Source organism: Brevundimonas sp. KM4, assembly GCF_000964075.1.
GTDB lineage: Bacteria > Pseudomonadota > Alphaproteobacteria > Caulobacterales > Caulobacteraceae > Brevundimonas > Brevundimonas huaxiensis.
The window spans coordinates 19,151-34,855 of the sequence record NZ_JZRG01000023.1 but is presented as its reverse complement, the minus strand read 5'-3'; the positions used below and the strand labels follow the sequence as shown (position 1 = coordinate 34,855).

Genomic DNA, 15,705 nt, shown 5'->3' with positions numbered 1-15,705 from the left:
AACATGGAAGCCTACCAGATCACCAGTCCGTTTCACCCGACTCTCGCCACGACGCTTGATCTAATCAAGACGCTGCGGTCGCTCGACCCTTTCAATCCTGATCCCGCGATCTCGAAGCTGGCGAAAGCCGTCTACCCCGAGATTGGAGACGGCGTTTGGAAGACGGTCATCGTCAGCGACGACCGCTTCGACATCGAAGAACCGTTTCGAGGCGTCACCCGTGCGAAGTTCAACAATGGCGTCGTCACCGTCCACCACGGCTACTTCACGGATTTCTTCTTCAAAGGTCCATGGTTCGAAGTTCGCGTGATCCAGCGGGACTACGAACGCTTTCGCGCATTCACCGGACCCTACGGCGATGAAGACTGGTCCTTTGATATCGAGATCGTTAGGGGCAAGGACACCCGCCGCTATCTTGATTGGGCCAAGCGCACCGGAACCATTCTCAAACTTTTTGGAGAACGATGATGGAAGCCCAAGCCCTTGCGGCCAAGATCGCGGTGATCGCGACGCGGCATGACTGCCCGCACACCATCCAAGCCGAACTCCTGAAACTCGTGATCGAAGCGACCACGCGACAAGGCGCGGAGGAAGGTTCGGTTCGGTCGTCCGTCACTCTGGAAATCAAGAACGCCCGTGACAAGGGAATGACGATCAGTGAGGTGGCCGAACTTCTGTCGCTGACGCCCCGTCAGGTCCGTCAGAACTGGCCGCATCGCGCAAGGATGACGGACGACATCATCCTGAAAATCTTTATGCTCTCTGACGAGGGCCGGAAGAATAAGCATGTCGCCGCCGAACTCGGTTTGGCCGACACGACGGTCAGCAAAGTCCTGCACGGCAACCACCCTCTCATTGAGCGGGGAGGAAAGTGATGAGGGACGGTTTCTACAACACCAAAAACTGGCTGGAGGCCCGCATCAGTCTGGCCTTTGCGGATGCGACGACTTCCAGCGATCCGGCAAGTCCGAACTATCAGTCGCTGATGATCGACAACATCGAGACCACTCGCCAATGGTATGTCGAGTTTTTGAAGGATGCCTCTCCCTCGACCTTGATCGAGTTCGTGACTGACGACCACACACTGGTTCAAGAGGCGTTGGATTGGTTGGACGAGAACGACCCGCCATCGACGATGCGGACCTTCAATCTCGTCTATCCTACTGCCGACTTGCTTTATGTCGTGGTTCGCATCCGCAAAAAGGAGGCCGCCACGCTGTTCAAGATGTTTTTCTCCGAGCGCGTGATCGCGGCTTAGCGCATCTTCCGACCACGGGCGCGGACCCGGCCCTTATTCAAAAGGTGTCCGACATTCGTGCCCGCGAAGAACTTCTTCTCGAACTCCCGGTCCAGCCTGTCGAGGTGCTGACGCTCGTGTTTCTCTTCGTCCGCGTTGAGGTATGGGCGCCAGTATTCGGCGGCTTGGGCCAGCACGTCGATGCGGTCGTCATGGCGCAGCGCGCCGCGCACGACGGTCATGTTCGTCATCTGGAACAGGCCCCGGCGTAGGCTGTCGGCCTTGAGGTCTTCGCGAACAACGGCGAGGTCCATGACCAGACGGTGCTGCTTCATCACCGGCTCAAGGGCGCCGACGATCCGCTTTTCCTTCATGCTGGAAACCTTGTGGCCTTCCAGTTTGCAGGGGTGTTTGCGCGCGAGGATGGGGGACAGGAGTTGGCGGAACATGCCGTCGCCGAAGTTGTCTTCGACCATGACCAGATTGACCTTCTCGTCCCGAGCGATCTCGGCCAGCTTGGTCAGGGTTTCGGTAGACGTGCCGTCCACGAACCCGCCCCACTTTCGAATGTAGATGCGCGTCCCGAGAAACTTGGTGACGACATAGGCCGTCTCGTCCTTGCCGGAGCCGGAGGGGTCGATATGCATGACCGCGCCGGTGAAGTCGGCCCAAAGTTCGGAGATGTTGAAGGGACGATAGAGACGGTCGCCCGACCATCCGACGTTCTCGACATCCTTGATTTGGTAGTCTGGCGCGGAGGTCCAAGCCATGGATACCGGCCCGCGTCGCGGGTCCACGTCCATGACGATCAAATCGCTCGTTTTGAGCGGGTAGCGTTCCGCGTCGCTCAACGTCACGTCGAGCATCATTTGAAGCATGAACTCGGCGGCGGTGCCGTCCAGTTCGTTTTCGATCAGCTTGGCGTCGGTGAAGCGGTCGGGATCGGTGGGCACCCCTCCGAGCTTCGACAGGCCACAAGGCTCGCAAAGCTTGGGGTCACGCTCGATGTCGGCGAGCAGCATGGGCGCCAGCGCGGACCCATAGTTCGCCAGCTTGTCGGCGAGGGGGTAGCGGGCGGTCCAGATGCGGACGGTGTATCCGCGAACCGGGAGGCCGTTGTAGATGGACTCTGCCGTCTGCGGCGTTCCGAGGACGATGATCTCGGAAGTGTCGAGCGGTTTGATGATGTTCGAGAACTCGCCGAACAGGTGGCGCAGCTTGTCGCGCTGATCCTCTGTCCACGAGTTGCGGGGGTTCTCAACGTCGTCGCCGATGATGATGTCGGCTCGGTTGCCGGGAAGCTGGCCGGTGATACCGATGCACTTCACGGACGGCTGTTTGTCGGCGCCCTTGCCGCCCACGTCGAACGCCAGCGTCGAGGACTTCTGGTCGCGGCCGGGACGCAGAGAACCCCAGAGCTTGTCGCCCGCCTCGTGGTAGATGATGCCCTTGATGAGCGAGGCGTTGTCGGCCGCGCCGGTCTCGCCAGCGGAGACGATCAGGACGGTTTTCTTCGGGTCTTTCCAGAGACGCCAGACGACGTAGGCACACGTCAGGAAGGATTTGCCGATGCCGCGCAGGGCTTGGATGGCCCGGCGGCTTGGTCCGCTTTCGAGGAAGCGGGCGATGTCCTCTTGGATGCGCGTCGGCTTCGGAAGGCCGAGAACGTGTTTCCAGACGTAGCGGACGAACGCGGTGAAGGATTGCCGACCCGTCGTGTCGGATGGGCGGCGAGACGGCATGGCACTTGAACATGAAGCAGCACTTCACGACCCAAGGCTTCACGCCCGAAGTCAGTCAGGACATCAAGGGAAAGAACTTCCGGTTCGATGTTGCTTGGGGCGCCGACACCGTGCCTCCGAAACATATGATCGTCGAGTTCGTGTCGTCGCTGTCAGACGGCTACCTGAACAAGGCCGCGCACCTGTTCAGCGAAGACTTGAGTGAGACGGTGGCGTGGGTTTTCTCGGCCAAGGCGTTCGTAGCCAAACGCCATCACCGCTGTTCGAAAAACGGCTTGGTCGGGCTGCTTAAGCCCGCCGCCTACGACTACGTTTCCGGCCTCATGCAGACAGGTCAGGCGATCTACGTCGATCACGGCGACGGCTACGTCCACTGGAAGAACAACGTCTGGTATCCGATCAGGGACGCGGAATGGGCCGAACTTGTGCGCGCCGGGCGTCCGACAGAGGCGCACCAAGAGCGTCTTGAAAATCTTAAATGGAACCTGAAGACACCCGTTGAGCGGGCAAAACTGGCGATGCTGAAGCGCAGGTTTGGGATGTAGTGACACCCAAAACGGGCCTCCGCGATAAATAAGTTTGTCACAACAACTTATCTCGGAGGCCCATCATGGACCCAACTACGTTCGACATGGACGCGATGCTCGCGGACATCTTCGAAGAAGCTCTGTCACCACAGAATCTAACCGACGCTGCACGCGAAGGCGATATTAAAGGTGACAAGTAATGTTCCATTATCACGGCAACCCGGTCACTCCGCAGGAAGCGGCCGACCTACTTGCAGTCCGCCGAGGTTGGACCCGCCTCAAGTTCAGGCGCCAACGAGAGCGAGACGAACGCGACGGCACGATCCTGCGCCAACTCTGGTCGATGATCCGAGGTGCGGGCCGATGAAGATCGAATTCGTGAAACCCACCTTCACCCCCGAGGAACTGACGCCGAAACGCCTCGCGATCATGATGGACGTGTTCAGGCGCGCCGACGCCGAGGCCATGAAGACCCGCAACGAAATCAGCCTGACAAAGAACCGGCTCCACGAACTGGAGAACCATCTGACCAAGATGGAACAGGACAGCTTTGATGCCGCGCTCTTTATGGAAGCCTATTTTCTCGCCAAGGGTCCGCCGACCTGATCGGACTGCCGGGCAAAAATGGTTGACGCCAAGCCGATCCATGAGAGGCTTTTATAGTTGGTCGGGCAAACAACGGGACGAAAGCTGAGCCAGCTTCGTCCACGGGGCGTCGGGCCTCCAACTACAAACCAACTGTTTTTGGAGAATACCAGTGAAGTTTCGTTGCTTTGATATTGTGAACACGGGTGAGCCCGCACCCGCCGAAGTCATCATCGAACTGGATGATGACGAGATCGAAGACGATCTGGATGAAGCGATCCACGAAGCTCTGTTCGAGAGCGGGGAGATCGATGGCCATCTTGAATCGTTCGAGTTTGAACCGATGAACTGATCATCGGTTCGTCATTGTCCGTTGTTCTGATTAAGTAAGCCGCCTCGAAGACGAGGCGGCTTTTCTTATGCCCGACAGATCGCCCGCTGACGGTTGAACTTGTCCCAGATCGCAGCGGCGCCGGTTTGGACCATGGCGCAGTTGATCTCGACGCCTCGCTCATTGTCGCAGATGGCGGTGACGCGGTTGTAGCTGGTGCCGGTCCTGACGCAGTTGATCCGACGCCCTGCCAGCCGTTCCAAAGCCGCCTTGCTCTCTGCGTGAGAAGCGGTCGGGCATGGATGGCCCGGCGAACAGGAGTTGTCCGTCTCCCGCGCCGCGATGGCATGGATACGAACCCGCGTCCCATCGGCGCAACGCAGCGTGTCGCCATCGTTCACGTAAGCGACCTCACAGGTGAAGTCATAGGCTGGCGCCTCTGCCGCTTGAGCGACCTGAACCTCCGCACCCCGCGTCCACAACATGGTCCCGCTGAACGCGGCCACAGCCACTGCGGCGACCGCGCCGAAGAAGCGCGCGTCTGATCGCAGGAGGCGAGCCTTGGGCCTACGCCTCGACCATCGCGGCTTTGAAATCACCCTCGGGTTCTTCCGCCCCATCGCCAAACCCTCCCTGATTTGCCGAATCCTATCAGCGAAACCGTGCCGGATCGTGCCAAACGGTCCGAGACGGTGCCGAAAATCGTGCCAACCGTGCCAAGATTCGTCGCACGACATTGATTTCGTTTACGAAAATGGGATGCGGGGCAATCGTGCCAAACGGTCGAATTACCCCGCTGAAACCGTGCCAACCGTGCCAAAACCGGGCCAAAAGCACGGTCTGGCACGGCACGATTTCCCCTTTCGGGGATAAGTCACTGATTTTCTTAGGAATATATGGCGGAGACGGAGGGATTCGAACCCTCGGTACCCCTTACGGGGTACGACGATTTAGCAAACCGTTGCCTTCAGCCACTCGGCCACGTCTCCTGCGAGGGCGTCGATAGCGGAGGCTGATGCGTCGCGCAATCCGGTTCGAGAGAAAGCGTCCACGTTAACGCGACATAGAGGCCGAAGCGGCAGAATCGCGGCCGTCATTCGCTCCTGGATCGCCTGTTGCTCGACCGTCCCGCCAGTCTCGCCGCCGACACGCCGCTGAAGAGCCGGCCGTCGCGCGGGCCGTTCCGCCCGGAGATCTGGCTGAATGCGCGCGAGCGGTCATCCGTGCGCCTGTCGGCGCATTACTTCCGGCTGATCGACGTGCTGATGGTCTGCGGATTGGCGTTTAGCGCGGTTCTGGCGATCCAGCCGACAGGTCTGGCCTCGATCACGGTCGGCGACGCCGCGCCCGTGGTCGTCGGCGCTATGCTTGTCCTGGCTCTGATGCGCGCGCTTCAGCTTTATCGATTCGGACGCGACACGCCCTGGCCTCTGCACATGACGGGCGTTGTGGGCGTGGGAGTCGTCTCGGCCGGCATGGCGCTCGTGCTGGGTTGGCTGCTGGACCGACCGGCGCTGGACGTCATTGCGCCCTGGGCGGTGACGACGACAGCCGCCTTGGCGCTGTTGCACGGCCTGTGGCTGGTCGTCATTGCGCGGTGGCGTCGGCTGGGCGTGCTGTCGCCCAACATCGTCATCGTCGGCGCGACACGACACGCACGACGTTTGATCGAACAGGCGTTGGAGCGACGCGACATGAATGTGCTGGGCGTGTTCGACGACCGCTTGGCCCGGTCGCCCGACAGCGTCGCCGGCGTGCCTGTGCTTGGGACCGCCAAAGCCCTGTTGACCCACCGGCTGACGCCCTATGTCGATCGCATCGTCCTGGCCATCGATCCGGAGGCGGGCCAGCGCGTGCGCGACCTGACGCAAACCTTGAACGCCCTGCCCAATCCGCTGACGGTCTTGGTCGATTCGGAACTGGGTCGCGACGGGGTGCTGAACAGGTTGGCCAATGCGCCGCTTGCGTCCCTGGACGGTCCCGTCGATCCCGACAGGCGAGCTTTCAACAAGCGGATGCAGGATTTGCTGATCGGCGCCGTCGCTCTGGTGGTTGCTGCGCCCATCATGGCCCTGGTCGCACTGGCGGTGAAGCTGGACAGCCCAGGCCCCGTCTTCTTCCGCCAGCGCCGCCATGGCTTCAATCACGAGACCATCGTGGTGTGGAAGTTCCGCTCCATGCGCCACGCCGCCGCCGACGCCACCGCCAGCCGCCAGGTCTGCGCCGACGACGACCGCGTGACCCGTGTCGGCCGCTTCATCCGCGCCACCAGCCTGGATGAGCTGCCCCAAATCTTCAACGTCCTTTCGGGCGAGATGTCCCTGGTCGGTCCCCGCCCCCACGCCATCGGCATGAAGACCGGCGAGACCGAATCCGCCCTGCTGGTCGCCGAATACGCCCACCGCCACCGCATCAAGCCGGGCATGACCGGCTGGGCCGCCATCAAGGGCTCGCGTGGACCGGTCGATACCGAGGCCCAGGTGCGCGAGCGCGTTCAGCTGGACATCGAATATATCGAGCGCCAGTCCTTCTGGCTGGACCTCTGGGTCATCGCCATCACCATTCCCGTCCTGCTGGGCGACCGGGCGGCCGTGCGTTGAGCGAGAAGCGCATGTTCTGGCGCGGCGTCTGGGGCTATCTGCCGGCCCAGATCGTCCAGGGGGTCGTCGGTTTCCTGACCATCTTCGTCTTCACGCGCCTGCTCAGCGCCGACGATTTCGGCCATTACGCCCTGGCCTTTTCGGTGACGACCCTGGCCCACACCGTCACCTTCACCTGGCTGGAGGCGTCAATGGCGCGCTTCTGGGCGGCCGAGCGCACGCCCGAGGGCATGGCGACCCATCTCGCCAGTCTGTACCGCACGTCCTTCACCATCATCGCCGTCTTCACCCCGATCGCGGCCCTGGTGGTGTGGCTGGCGCCGCTGACGCCGGCGTTCAAGATCGCCGTCGCCTTCGGCCTGGCCGGCGCGCCGGTGCGCAATCTCGCCAAGCTGGCGCAGGAACGGTATCGCGCGGCGGGCGAGGTGTCGAAATCCGCCGCCGTGGACATCGGGGTCGCCGTATTGGGGTTCCTGGTCGGGGCCGGGTTCGCCCTGGCCGGCGCCGGCGCGGCCTCACCCCTGCTGGGTCTGGCCATCGCGCCCCTGTTCGCCCTGCCCTTCATCCTGCCGGGCGAGTTGCGTCAGGCCGGTGGCGGAACCGTGGATCGCACGCGGCTGAAGGCCTATGCCCTCTATGGCTATCCCATTGCGGCGTCGCTGACCTTGGCCTTGGTGCTGGCCTCGACGGACCGGTTTCTGCTGGCAGCCTTCATGGATGCGGCGGCGGTCGGCGCCTATCACGCCAGCTACAGCCTGGCGAACCGGACGCTGGACGTCATCTTCATCTGGCTGGGGGCGGCCGGGGCGCCGGCCATGGTCATGGCGCTGGAGCGCGGTGGACGCGAGGCGCTGCGTCAGACCGCCATCGAACAGGGTTCGACCCTGATCCTGATCGGCCTGCCTGCCGCCGTGGGCCTGTCGCTGGTCGCGCGACCGCTGGCGGAGTTGATGATCGGCCAGGATCTGCGCGCCGCCGCTGCGCTGGTGACGCCGTGGATCGCGGCCTCGTCCTTCCTGTCAGGCATGATCGCCTATTACTTCGGCTTCGGCTTCACCTTGGGCAAGAAGACCGGCCTGCTGCTGGTGACGATGGCGATTCCTGCGCTTTGCAACGTCATGCTGAACTTGGTGCTGATCCCCCGCATGGGCGTAACCGGCGCGGCCGTTTCGACCGCCGCCAGCTTCGCCATCGGCCTGATCGCCTGCATCCTGCTCAGCCGCCGCGCCATCGCCCTGCCGATGCCGTGGGACGCGCTGATCCGTTGCGGGATCGCCTCCGCCGTCATGGCCGGAGTCGTCGGGTTGCTGCCGCCGCTTGGCGGCTTCTTGGAGCTGATGATGGACGCGAGCGTGGGCGGCTTCGTCTATGCCATCGTGGCCCTGACGCTGAACGCCGCCGGGGTGCGTGATGTGCTGCTGCGCCTGATCCGCGCGCGCCGGAGCGTGCCGGCATGAGCGCCCATATTCACGACAACGCCGCCTGGTCTCAGGCGACGCCGACGATCTCGGTCCTGATCCCCTTCCTGCGCGACGATCCGCAAGAACTGCTGCGTCAGCTGGACAGCGAGGCCACGGCCCTGTCCGGCGCGGTCGAGCTGATCCTGCTGGACGACGGCACCGCCGACGCTGATCTGACGACTCGGCTTCAGGCGACCATCGACGCCCTGCGAGTGCCCGTCCGGCTGATCACCCTGGCCGCCAACGAGGGTCGCGCGAAGGGCCGCAACCGGCTGACCACCGCCGCGCGCGGCGAGGCCTATCTGTTCCTCGACAGCGACATGCGGCCCGACACGCCGGCCTTCCTGCAAGACTGGCTGCGACTGGTCACCGACAGCGCGCCCGCCGTCGCGTTCGGCGGTTTCTCGCTGGACCATGCGCCGACCGATGCCCGGTTCACCGTCCACCGCGCCCTGTCCGGCGCCTCGGAATGCCTGCCGGCGTCCCAGCGCGCCCTGACGCCCGAAAAATACGTCTACACCTCCAATCTGCTGGTGCGCCGCGACGTGTTCGCCGCCGAATCCTTCGATCCCGGTTTCAGCGGTTGGGGCTGGGAGGACGTGGAGTGGGCCATGCGCGTCTCGCGCCGCTTTCCCGTCGTCCACATCGAAAATCCCGCCACCCATATGGGCCTGGACACGGTCGAGGATCTGGCGCGCAAGTTCGATCAGGGCGCCGACAACTTCGCCCGCGTCGTCGCTCTGCATCCCGCCATCGTCCAGACCTATCCCAGCTACAAGGCCGCGCGCGCCCTGAAACGCCTGCCCGCCCTGCCGCTGGCGCGCCGCCTGATGAAACAGGCCGCCTTGACGACGGCCCTGCCGGTCAAGGCCCGCGCCTTCGCGCTCAGGCTCTACCGCGCCGCCGTCTATGCGGACGCCGTATGACCATGCGCGATGTCGCCGTCATCATCCCGACCCTGCGCCGCCCCGACAGCCTGGAGCGCGCTCTGCGCTCCGTCTTCGCCCAGACCGGATCTCTGCACCGCGTCGCCGCCATCGTCGTCGCCGACAACGACCCAGACGGATCGGCCGCGCCCCTGATTGAGCGCCTAAGCGCCGAGGCGGCCGTCCCCCTCACCTATGCCCACGTCCCCGTCCCCGGTGTGGCGACGGCGCGCAACGTGGGCCTGTCCGCTACCGACGCGACCCTGATCGCCTTTCTGGACGACGACGAAGCCGCCTCTCCCAGCTGGCTCGCCGCCCTGCTGAGCGCCCAAACCCAGACCGGCGCCGATGTCGTCTTTGGCCCCATTCGCGGGCGGGTGCCGGAAAACACCGGCTGGACCACCGACTATCTCGAGCGGTTCTTTGGTCGCGACGGCCCGCGCGAAACCGGCCTGACCGACGAGATCCACGGCTGCGGCAACAGTCTTATGGTGCGGGCGACCGCCCTGCCCGGCGAGGCCCCGTTTGACGTCGCCATGAACGAGACGGGCGGCGAGGACGACCGGCTGTTCACCGCCCTGTCGGCGCGCGGCGGTCGGTTCGGCTGGGCCGCCGAGGCATGGGTGGACGAGTTCGCACCGCCCCACCGCGCCACTCTGACCTACGCCCTGACCCGCGCCTTCGCCTATGGCCAGAGCCCGACCCAAATGGCCGCCGACCGCCGCGACTGGCCCGGCGTCGTCAAATGGATGCTGGTCGGCCTGGTCCAGACCGGCGTCTGGGGCGTCACTTCCCTGATCGCCGCCATCCTGCGTCGCCCAAACCGCGCTCAAAGGTACGACCGCTGCGCCCGAGGCCTCGGCAAGGTCTTCTGGACCAAAGGCTTCGAGCCGAAACTTTACGGCGCGGCAATGCTGAAGCGCCCCACGGCCTAATCAGCGGATCGGCATGTAGCGGCAGGTGAAGTCCGGATCGCCGCTCATCAGGCTGGGCTCGAGGTGGATATACAGGCGTTCGGCGCCTGCAACGTCGTCCAGCGCAAAGGCCTGTTCGGCCTCATACATCTCGTCGCGATGCGCGTCCGTCCAACCCTTGGCCCGTCTGATAGCCCGCGCCTTGGCCGCCGGCAGACTGTCGGCGACGACGAAAACATTGCGGTGCTGCTCGGCGAACGCCACCCCATCATAGCCGCCCAGATTGACGTAGTAGAGCTTTTCCTTGCCCTCATAAGGCGTAGGCGACAGGCTGACCTCATAGCCGTCCGCCTGCGAAATCTCCGACCAGCAATCGATGTGCAACGTCCCTTCGCGTCCCCACCACTGCGCCAGCAAGGCGTCTTTCGTCGCTTCGATCGTGGGGGCGACGAGGAAGCGCATATCGTGCATCTCGATATTGGCGCCGGGGTGCTCCCCGCCGATGTAAATCGCAAACAGCTTCATTCGTCCTCGCGTCAGGCCGCCGTATCGGCGTGATCGACCGCAGGCTTTGCGGTATTCAGGATCAACGCCAGTCGCCGACCGACGATCCCGCCCATTTCGTGCGAACTGGTGATCCCTTGCGCGAAGGGATGCCGCCCCATGATGAACGGCAGGCTGAGACAGAACAGCCGATCCGTCGGCAGGGGCGCATCGACCGGCCGGAACAGGTCATCGACAGCAATCCCCCGGACCACGTCGGGCGCATCGTTGGCGACCTGATCTCGAACGATCCCCTGCTCCAGCAGCGACAAGAACGGAAACTGGATGCCGCTCAGGGCCGCCTGACCCGTCGCCTCGATGAAGATCGGATAGTGGCGGGTCGTATCGCCGATGGTCACGCGCCCGCCGCCTTCGGGACAGCGCGTATCGACGTCATAGTCGTCGCCCAAGGCGATGACGTCCAGCCGCCCGGCGGCGTGCAGCGCCAGCATCCGCTCGATCGATTCGTGCGGCACGCCGGCGTAGATATCGACGAAGATCGGCTTGAAGGCGCGGCTGAACCGCTCGAACTCGGCGCTGTCCAGATGCGGCACGATGACGGCGACGATCTCGTGCATGCGCAGGATGCCGTCGCGCCAGGCCACCGTCACCTGTGCGGCATGGTTCGCCTGCGCCTCCTTCAGGTTTGCGGCGGCCCAGACGAACGGCTCGACCGCCGCGCGCCGCGCGAAATAGGCCTCGGCGAAGGTTTCCAGCGTCGCCTCATGCAATCCGGTCTCGGCGGCATAGCCGGGATCCAGATGAATCAGCTCGGTTCGAAACAGGTCGAACACGGCGTCCAGCAGCCCGTCAGGACCGCGCGCCACAGCCGCAGCGACGGCCTCGGGCGTGCAATAGGTCAGCGGCCCATGCGGCAGCGGAAAATAGAAGTCCGCCTCGGGCAACAGCCCCTTTCGCGACATCATGTCGATGTGAAAATCTTCGGTATCCGGCGCCGGCTGATAGATCAGCCGATCATCCTGCCGAACGAAGTCCCCGTGCGACGTGGCCAAGGCGACGGCCGCATCGATGGCCGTCAACGACGACCCCCGAATGCCGATGCGTGTCGCCGGAACATCCGCGAGGTCGGATGCAGGCCATGGGCTGAGGAAATATCCGGGCTGCGCGTCCGGCCGCGACGGCCACTGGTGACCCGTCGCCAGAACCACATGGTCGAACACAGCCCTGGCGATCTTCCGCGACGGCGGCGATGTGAAGGTCAGTTCGATCCCATCCCTGCGGTTCGCCGCATCGATGACCCGGCATCCCGTCCGCACATTGATATCGACGCCCTTGGCGCGAGCCTGCTGAACCAAGGTGGCGAACTGACTTTCGAAATACCGCCCCAGGGCAACACGTGGAACGAACGTGCGCTCATCGAGCGACGCCCCATCCACGTCCAGCTCTGCCAGTTCGGCGGGCGTTCGTGCCGACAGCCAGTCGGCCAGCGTCTCCTGCAACGGCGGGATCTCTATGCTGGCGATGTTGGACAGCATCGCCGGGTCGTTCCAGTCCGGGCTGTAGGGGCTGCCGCAGCCAGCCGTCTCGCGCGCCTCGAACACCGTGACCCGCGCCGAGACGACGCCTTGGGACAGAAGGGCATGAAGGGCGTAAAGCGTCGTCGGCCCCGCGCCGACGAATGCGACGGACTTTGTCATGGCCACACAATGCGCGACGCACGCAAAGGCGCCGCATCCGCGCTCGATTTCGACGCAACCGCTTCATTTTCTTGCCGAATGTGCGAAATCGGACGCCGAAAACGTCGCCTCAGAAGCGGCTTCAGCCCATCAATCGCTGCAGGAACCCCGGCGCCTTGTAGGTCGAGCGGTTCATGACCACGCCGGCGATCTTGCCGCCGACGGCTTCGATCTCGTCGCGCAGGATGACCGGCGCATGGGCCGCGGTGCTTTCGGCGGCGATCACCAGAACCGTCATGTCCACAAAAGGCGCCAGGATGATCGCCATGTCGTTGCGGTCGGCGGCGGGCGCGTCGATGACGATGGTGTCGGCGTGGGGCCGCAGAGCCTCCCAGTAGCGGGGCTCGCCGACGGCCTCGACCCGGTGCCCGGACCGCAGCGCTTCCATGTGGAAATGCGTGACCCAGAGCCGTCCGCCCAGGCAGGACCGCGCCGTCAGCAGCCGCGAATCCGGCACCGGCTTGCCGTCGCGACCGGTCACGCGCGGCGTCACGGCGTAGAAGCTGGAGCCGTCGGGCGAGCCTTGCGCGGCCTTGCCGACCTGGCCGAAACGATCCGGTTCAGCCGACACCGTCTCCAGCTGCCCCTGTTGCGCCAGATCGCCGTCGATCAGCCAGACGGGCTTGCGTGCCCGCACCGCCGCCAGCCGCGCGAACTCGCGAGCCACGGTCGAGACACCCTCGCCGGTGACGGCGGAGGCGAACTGGATCACGCGCGCGCGGTGCGCCGGCGCCGGTCCCAGCGTCGCCCAAAGGCCCGCCATTTCTGAAGTCAGATCGACCATCGAATCGCCAAGGCGCTCCCTAAGCCCTCAGCCTAGCACGAGTTTCGCTAGGCCGCCTTGGCCGGCGCGACGGCGAGAACCGGCATGTCCAGCGTGCGGCTGACCGAGGCCGGGGTCGTGAAGCCGCGGCGCGTGAACACCCGCAACAGGCCGACGCACAGGGCGGTGAAACCCGCGAACAGGAAGACCGCCGCCAGTAGCGGGATCTTCAGGCTCTTGCCCGTCGCCGGCGGCTGGGCGCGCTCGATGACGGTGACGTTGTCGGCGCCGGCGGCGACCAGGGCGTTGTCGGCGCGGCTTTGGGTTTCGCGTTGCTGAAACTCCCGGATAGAGGCGCTCAGCACTTCGCGATTGCCGGCCAGGGTCGTGTTCTCGGATTCCAGCGCCGTCAACCGCGCCTGCCGCGAACGGATGTCGGCCAGCTGCCGGTCCAGCACCGCCAGACGCGCCGCCAGCGAGTCGCGCTCGGCCCGGGTGTTGATCCGCGTGGTTTCCAGCTCGGTCCAGACGGGGTTCGGTCCGGTGCGGACCTCCTTAGCTCCGACGGCTGTGCCGGTCGCAACATAGGCTTGCAGTTGGTTGATCCGCGCCTCGATGTCCTTCACCGGCTGGGCGTCGGGCTGATAGCGCGACAACAGTTGCTCGCGCTCGGTGCGCAGTTGCAGCACCTGATCCTGGGCCGAAATGTTCAGATCCTGCTGCAGCGCCACCTCCGCCGGGGTTGCCGCCTGCTGCGCGATCAGGGTGTTCAGACGCTGCGCGGTCTGGTTCAGCTGGCTCTGTGTCGACATCCGGTCGGTGAAGACCGTCTGATAGGTCGCCGCCAACGTCGCCTTGGCCGCAGTAAAGTCGCCGATGTCGTTGGACGCAAGGAAGGCCTCGTAAGCGCGGTCCGCATTGCCGAGTTCATCCTCGAAGGCGATGCGCTGGCTGGCGATGGCCGGCGTCTTGTCCTGGAAAACTTCGCGGCGATAGATCAGATATTGCTCGATGATGGTGTTCAGGACCCGGGCCGCGCGTTCGGGATCGTCGGCCTTGTAGGTCAGATGGATGACCGCGCTGCCCGGCGCCGTGGCGACGCCCAGGCCGCCGCCGACGGCCTTCAGCGCAGCGGACCGCGCGGCTTGCTGACTGCCCTTGGGCGGCTCTCCCAGGATGGCGGCCGGCCCGAGAACATCGACCACCTTCTGGCGCACGGCGCTGGAGCCCAGGATGGCGGCTTCGGAATTGGCGACCTCGTCGCCCTGCGGCGCCTGGCCCCGCTCGGCCGTGCCGACGCGCGGTTGATAGACGTATTCCTGACCCACGCCTGCGAACACCGAGCCGGTGGCGGTGTAGCTCTTCTTCAGCGTCATGGCGGCGGCGAACCCCAGCCCCAGGATCACCACGAAGACGACGATCATCAGCAGCAGTTCGCGGAACAACAGGCCGATCACGTCCAGAGCGCCGTAGCGCGGCCTTGTGGTGACGTGGGCGGTGGAGCGCATCGGGCGGGCCGAATCCCTTGAAAGGCGTGTGGTCCTCACCCTTCGCCCACCGGCGTTAACCGATGATTACCCATAACCGGCGAGGTTGCCCGATATCCCTCGTCGAGGCCGACCGATTCCCATGCTGACCGATCGCCGCCTGTTTCTGCTGACCCTAGGTTCAGCCTCCATCGCCGCGTCGCTGGCGGCCTGCGGCGGCGCCGGCGGCGCTGGCGATCCCCGGCGCGTCGATCGGTCGCCCTACGACGCGCTCTCCGGGGTGTCCTTCGCTCCGTGGACGGACCAGGAGCCGGAATATCTGCTGTATCCCGGCGACGAGATCGAGGTGGCGACGCCTACCGCCTCGGAATTGACACGCACGCTCAAGGTCGGTCCCGACGGTCGCATCGTCCTGCCCCTGATCGGATCGGTCATGGCGGCGGATCGCACCCTGCCGCAGCTTCAGCAGGTCGTCTCTGCGGCCTATGCGACCCAGTTGGTGCGCCCTGTTGTCGAGGTCACCTTGCGCCAGGCCGGGCCGATCCGCGTCTGGGTCGACGGCGAAGTGCGCAACCCGGGCGTCTTCGAAATGATCGGCGATCTGGACGCCTATCAGGCGGTGATCCAAGCCGGCGGGTTTGCCCCGACTTCGCGTCAGGACAGCGTGGCCCTGATCCGTCGCGGTCCCGGCGGATCACGCATGATGCGGGTGGTGGACCTGCGTCCGCGTCGCGGCGAGGTCGTGCCCTTGCGGCGTGGCGACATCGTCTTCGTGCCGCGTTCGACGCTGGGCGAACTGGCGGCCTTCTTCACCCAGGTGCGCGCCGCCCTGCCGATCGGCTTCAGCTATTCGATCAACGGATCGAACGGCAACGGCTACGCCCAGTTCTGAG

17 protein-coding genes and 1 tRNA gene are annotated in these 15,705 nt (G+C 64.7%); 11 read left to right on the top strand and 7 right to left on the bottom strand.

Features of this window, described 5'->3' with window-relative positions; genetic code table 11:
- Positions 1 to 3: 3 nt before the first annotated feature.
- The 3 genes from VH88_RS12920 to VH88_RS12910 are packed head-to-tail and all read left to right on the top strand — an operon-like array spanning position 4 to position 1,258.
- Positions 4 to 468 (top strand): hypothetical protein, encoded by a 465-nt coding sequence (locus VH88_RS12920; RefSeq protein ID WP_045811624.1) that lies wholly within the window; start codon positions 4 to 6, stop codon positions 466 to 468.
- Positions 465 to 875, top strand: coding sequence for a hypothetical protein (locus VH88_RS12915; RefSeq protein WP_156146833.1), 411 nt, complete (start codon positions 465 to 467; stop codon positions 873 to 875). The genes VH88_RS12920 and VH88_RS12915 overlap by 4 nt, the downstream gene beginning before the upstream one ends.
- A complete protein-coding gene (locus VH88_RS12910; RefSeq protein WP_045811622.1) occupies positions 875 to 1,258 on the top strand; it encodes a hypothetical protein in 384 nt (127 codons plus the stop codon). Before VH88_RS12915 ends, VH88_RS12910 begins: the two co-directional genes overlap by 1 nt.
- Here the strand turns inward: VH88_RS12910 and terL are convergent.
- A complete protein-coding gene (gene terL / locus VH88_RS12905; protein WP_045811621.1) occupies positions 1,255 to 2,979 on the bottom strand; it encodes a phage terminase large subunit in 1,725 nt (574 codons plus the stop codon). The genes VH88_RS12910 and terL overlap by 4 nt on opposite strands.
- A gap of 11 nt (positions 2,980 to 2,990) precedes the next feature.
- On the opposite strand from terL, the gene VH88_RS12900 reads away from it, so the two are divergent.
- The 3 genes from VH88_RS12900 (at position 2,991) to VH88_RS16085 (ending at position 4,443) form a co-directional block, all read left to right on the top strand.
- A complete protein-coding gene (locus VH88_RS12900; RefSeq protein ID WP_045811620.1) occupies positions 2,991 to 3,524 on the top strand; it encodes a hypothetical protein in 534 nt (177 codons plus the stop codon).
- A 345-nt stretch (positions 3,525 to 3,869) separates the two neighbouring features.
- Positions 3,870 to 4,112 (top strand): hypothetical protein, encoded by a 243-nt coding sequence (locus tag VH88_RS12895; protein WP_039244825.1) that lies wholly within the window; start codon positions 3,870 to 3,872, stop codon positions 4,110 to 4,112.
- Between the two features lie 151 nt (positions 4,113 to 4,263).
- A complete protein-coding gene (locus tag VH88_RS16085) occupies positions 4,264 to 4,443 on the top strand; it encodes a hypothetical protein (RefSeq protein WP_039244826.1) in 180 nt (59 codons plus the stop codon).
- Positions 4,444 to 4,508: 65 nt separating this feature from the next.
- Here the strand turns inward: VH88_RS16085 and VH88_RS12890 are convergent, their stop codons facing one another.
- Positions 4,509 to 4,907, bottom strand: coding sequence for a thermonuclease family protein (locus tag VH88_RS12890; RefSeq protein WP_231576686.1), 399 nt, complete (start codon positions 4,905 to 4,907; stop codon positions 4,509 to 4,511).
- A 412-nt stretch (positions 4,908 to 5,319) separates the two neighbouring features.
- Positions 5,320 to 5,411, bottom strand: a tRNA-Ser gene (locus VH88_RS12885).
- A 126-nt stretch (positions 5,412 to 5,537) separates the two neighbouring features.
- Here VH88_RS12885 and VH88_RS12880 point away from each other — a divergent pair.
- From VH88_RS12880 to VH88_RS12865, 4 genes are read left to right on the top strand one after another with little or no spacing between them, the layout of a single operon-like run.
- Positions 5,538 to 7,022 carry an exopolysaccharide biosynthesis polyprenyl glycosylphosphotransferase gene (locus tag VH88_RS12880; RefSeq protein WP_045811619.1) on the top strand — a complete coding sequence of 495 codons (1,485 nt, stop codon included), beginning with the start codon at positions 5,538 to 5,540 and terminating at the stop codon, positions 7,020 to 7,022.
- Entirely contained in the window at positions 7,019 to 8,479 is a 1,461-nt protein-coding gene (locus VH88_RS12875; RefSeq protein WP_354038509.1) for a lipopolysaccharide biosynthesis protein, read from the top strand. Before VH88_RS12880 ends, VH88_RS12875 begins: the two co-directional genes overlap by 4 nt.
- Positions 8,476 to 9,408, top strand: a complete 933-nt coding sequence (locus VH88_RS12870; protein ID WP_045811617.1) for a glycosyltransferase family 2 protein — start codon at positions 8,476 to 8,478, stop codon at positions 9,406 to 9,408. The genes VH88_RS12875 and VH88_RS12870 overlap by 4 nt, the downstream gene beginning before the upstream one ends.
- Positions 9,405 to 10,343 carry a glycosyltransferase family 2 protein gene (locus tag VH88_RS12865; protein ID WP_231576685.1) on the top strand — a complete coding sequence of 313 codons (939 nt, stop codon included), beginning with the start codon at positions 9,405 to 9,407 and terminating at the stop codon, positions 10,341 to 10,343. The genes VH88_RS12870 and VH88_RS12865 overlap by 4 nt, the downstream gene beginning before the upstream one ends.
- Here the strand turns inward: VH88_RS12865 and VH88_RS12860 are convergent, their stop codons facing one another.
- The 4 genes from VH88_RS12860 to VH88_RS12845 all read right to left on the bottom strand — a co-directional run bounded on the left by VH88_RS12860 (position 10,344) and on the right by VH88_RS12845 (position 14,833).
- Complete coding sequence (locus VH88_RS12860) at positions 10,344 to 10,847, bottom strand: DUF1543 domain-containing protein (RefSeq protein WP_045811615.1); 504 nt, start codon at positions 10,845 to 10,847, stop codon at positions 10,344 to 10,346. It abuts the gene before it with no gap.
- An 11-nt stretch (positions 10,848 to 10,858) separates the two neighbouring features.
- The gene (locus VH88_RS12855; protein ID WP_045811614.1) at positions 10,859 to 12,523 is read right to left on the bottom strand and encodes an FAD/NAD(P)-binding protein; all 1,665 of its coding nucleotides are present in this window, start codon (positions 12,521 to 12,523) and stop codon (positions 10,859 to 10,861) included.
- 121 nt (positions 12,524 to 12,644) lie between these two features.
- A complete protein-coding gene (locus VH88_RS12850; protein WP_045811613.1) occupies positions 12,645 to 13,346 on the bottom strand; it encodes a hypothetical protein in 702 nt (233 codons plus the stop codon).
- Positions 13,347 to 13,393: 47 nt separating this feature from the next.
- Positions 13,394 to 14,833 (bottom strand): chain-length determining protein, encoded by a 1,440-nt coding sequence (locus VH88_RS12845; protein WP_045811612.1) that lies wholly within the window; start codon positions 14,831 to 14,833, stop codon positions 13,394 to 13,396.
- Between the two features lie 121 nt (positions 14,834 to 14,954).
- Here VH88_RS12845 and VH88_RS12840 point away from each other — a divergent pair, with 121 nt between their 5' ends.
- On the top strand, positions 14,955 to 15,704 hold the full coding sequence (locus VH88_RS12840; RefSeq protein ID WP_039247693.1) for a polysaccharide biosynthesis/export family protein: 750 nt from the start codon (positions 14,955 to 14,957) through the stop codon (positions 15,702 to 15,704).
- Position 15,705 lies beyond the last annotated feature (1 nt).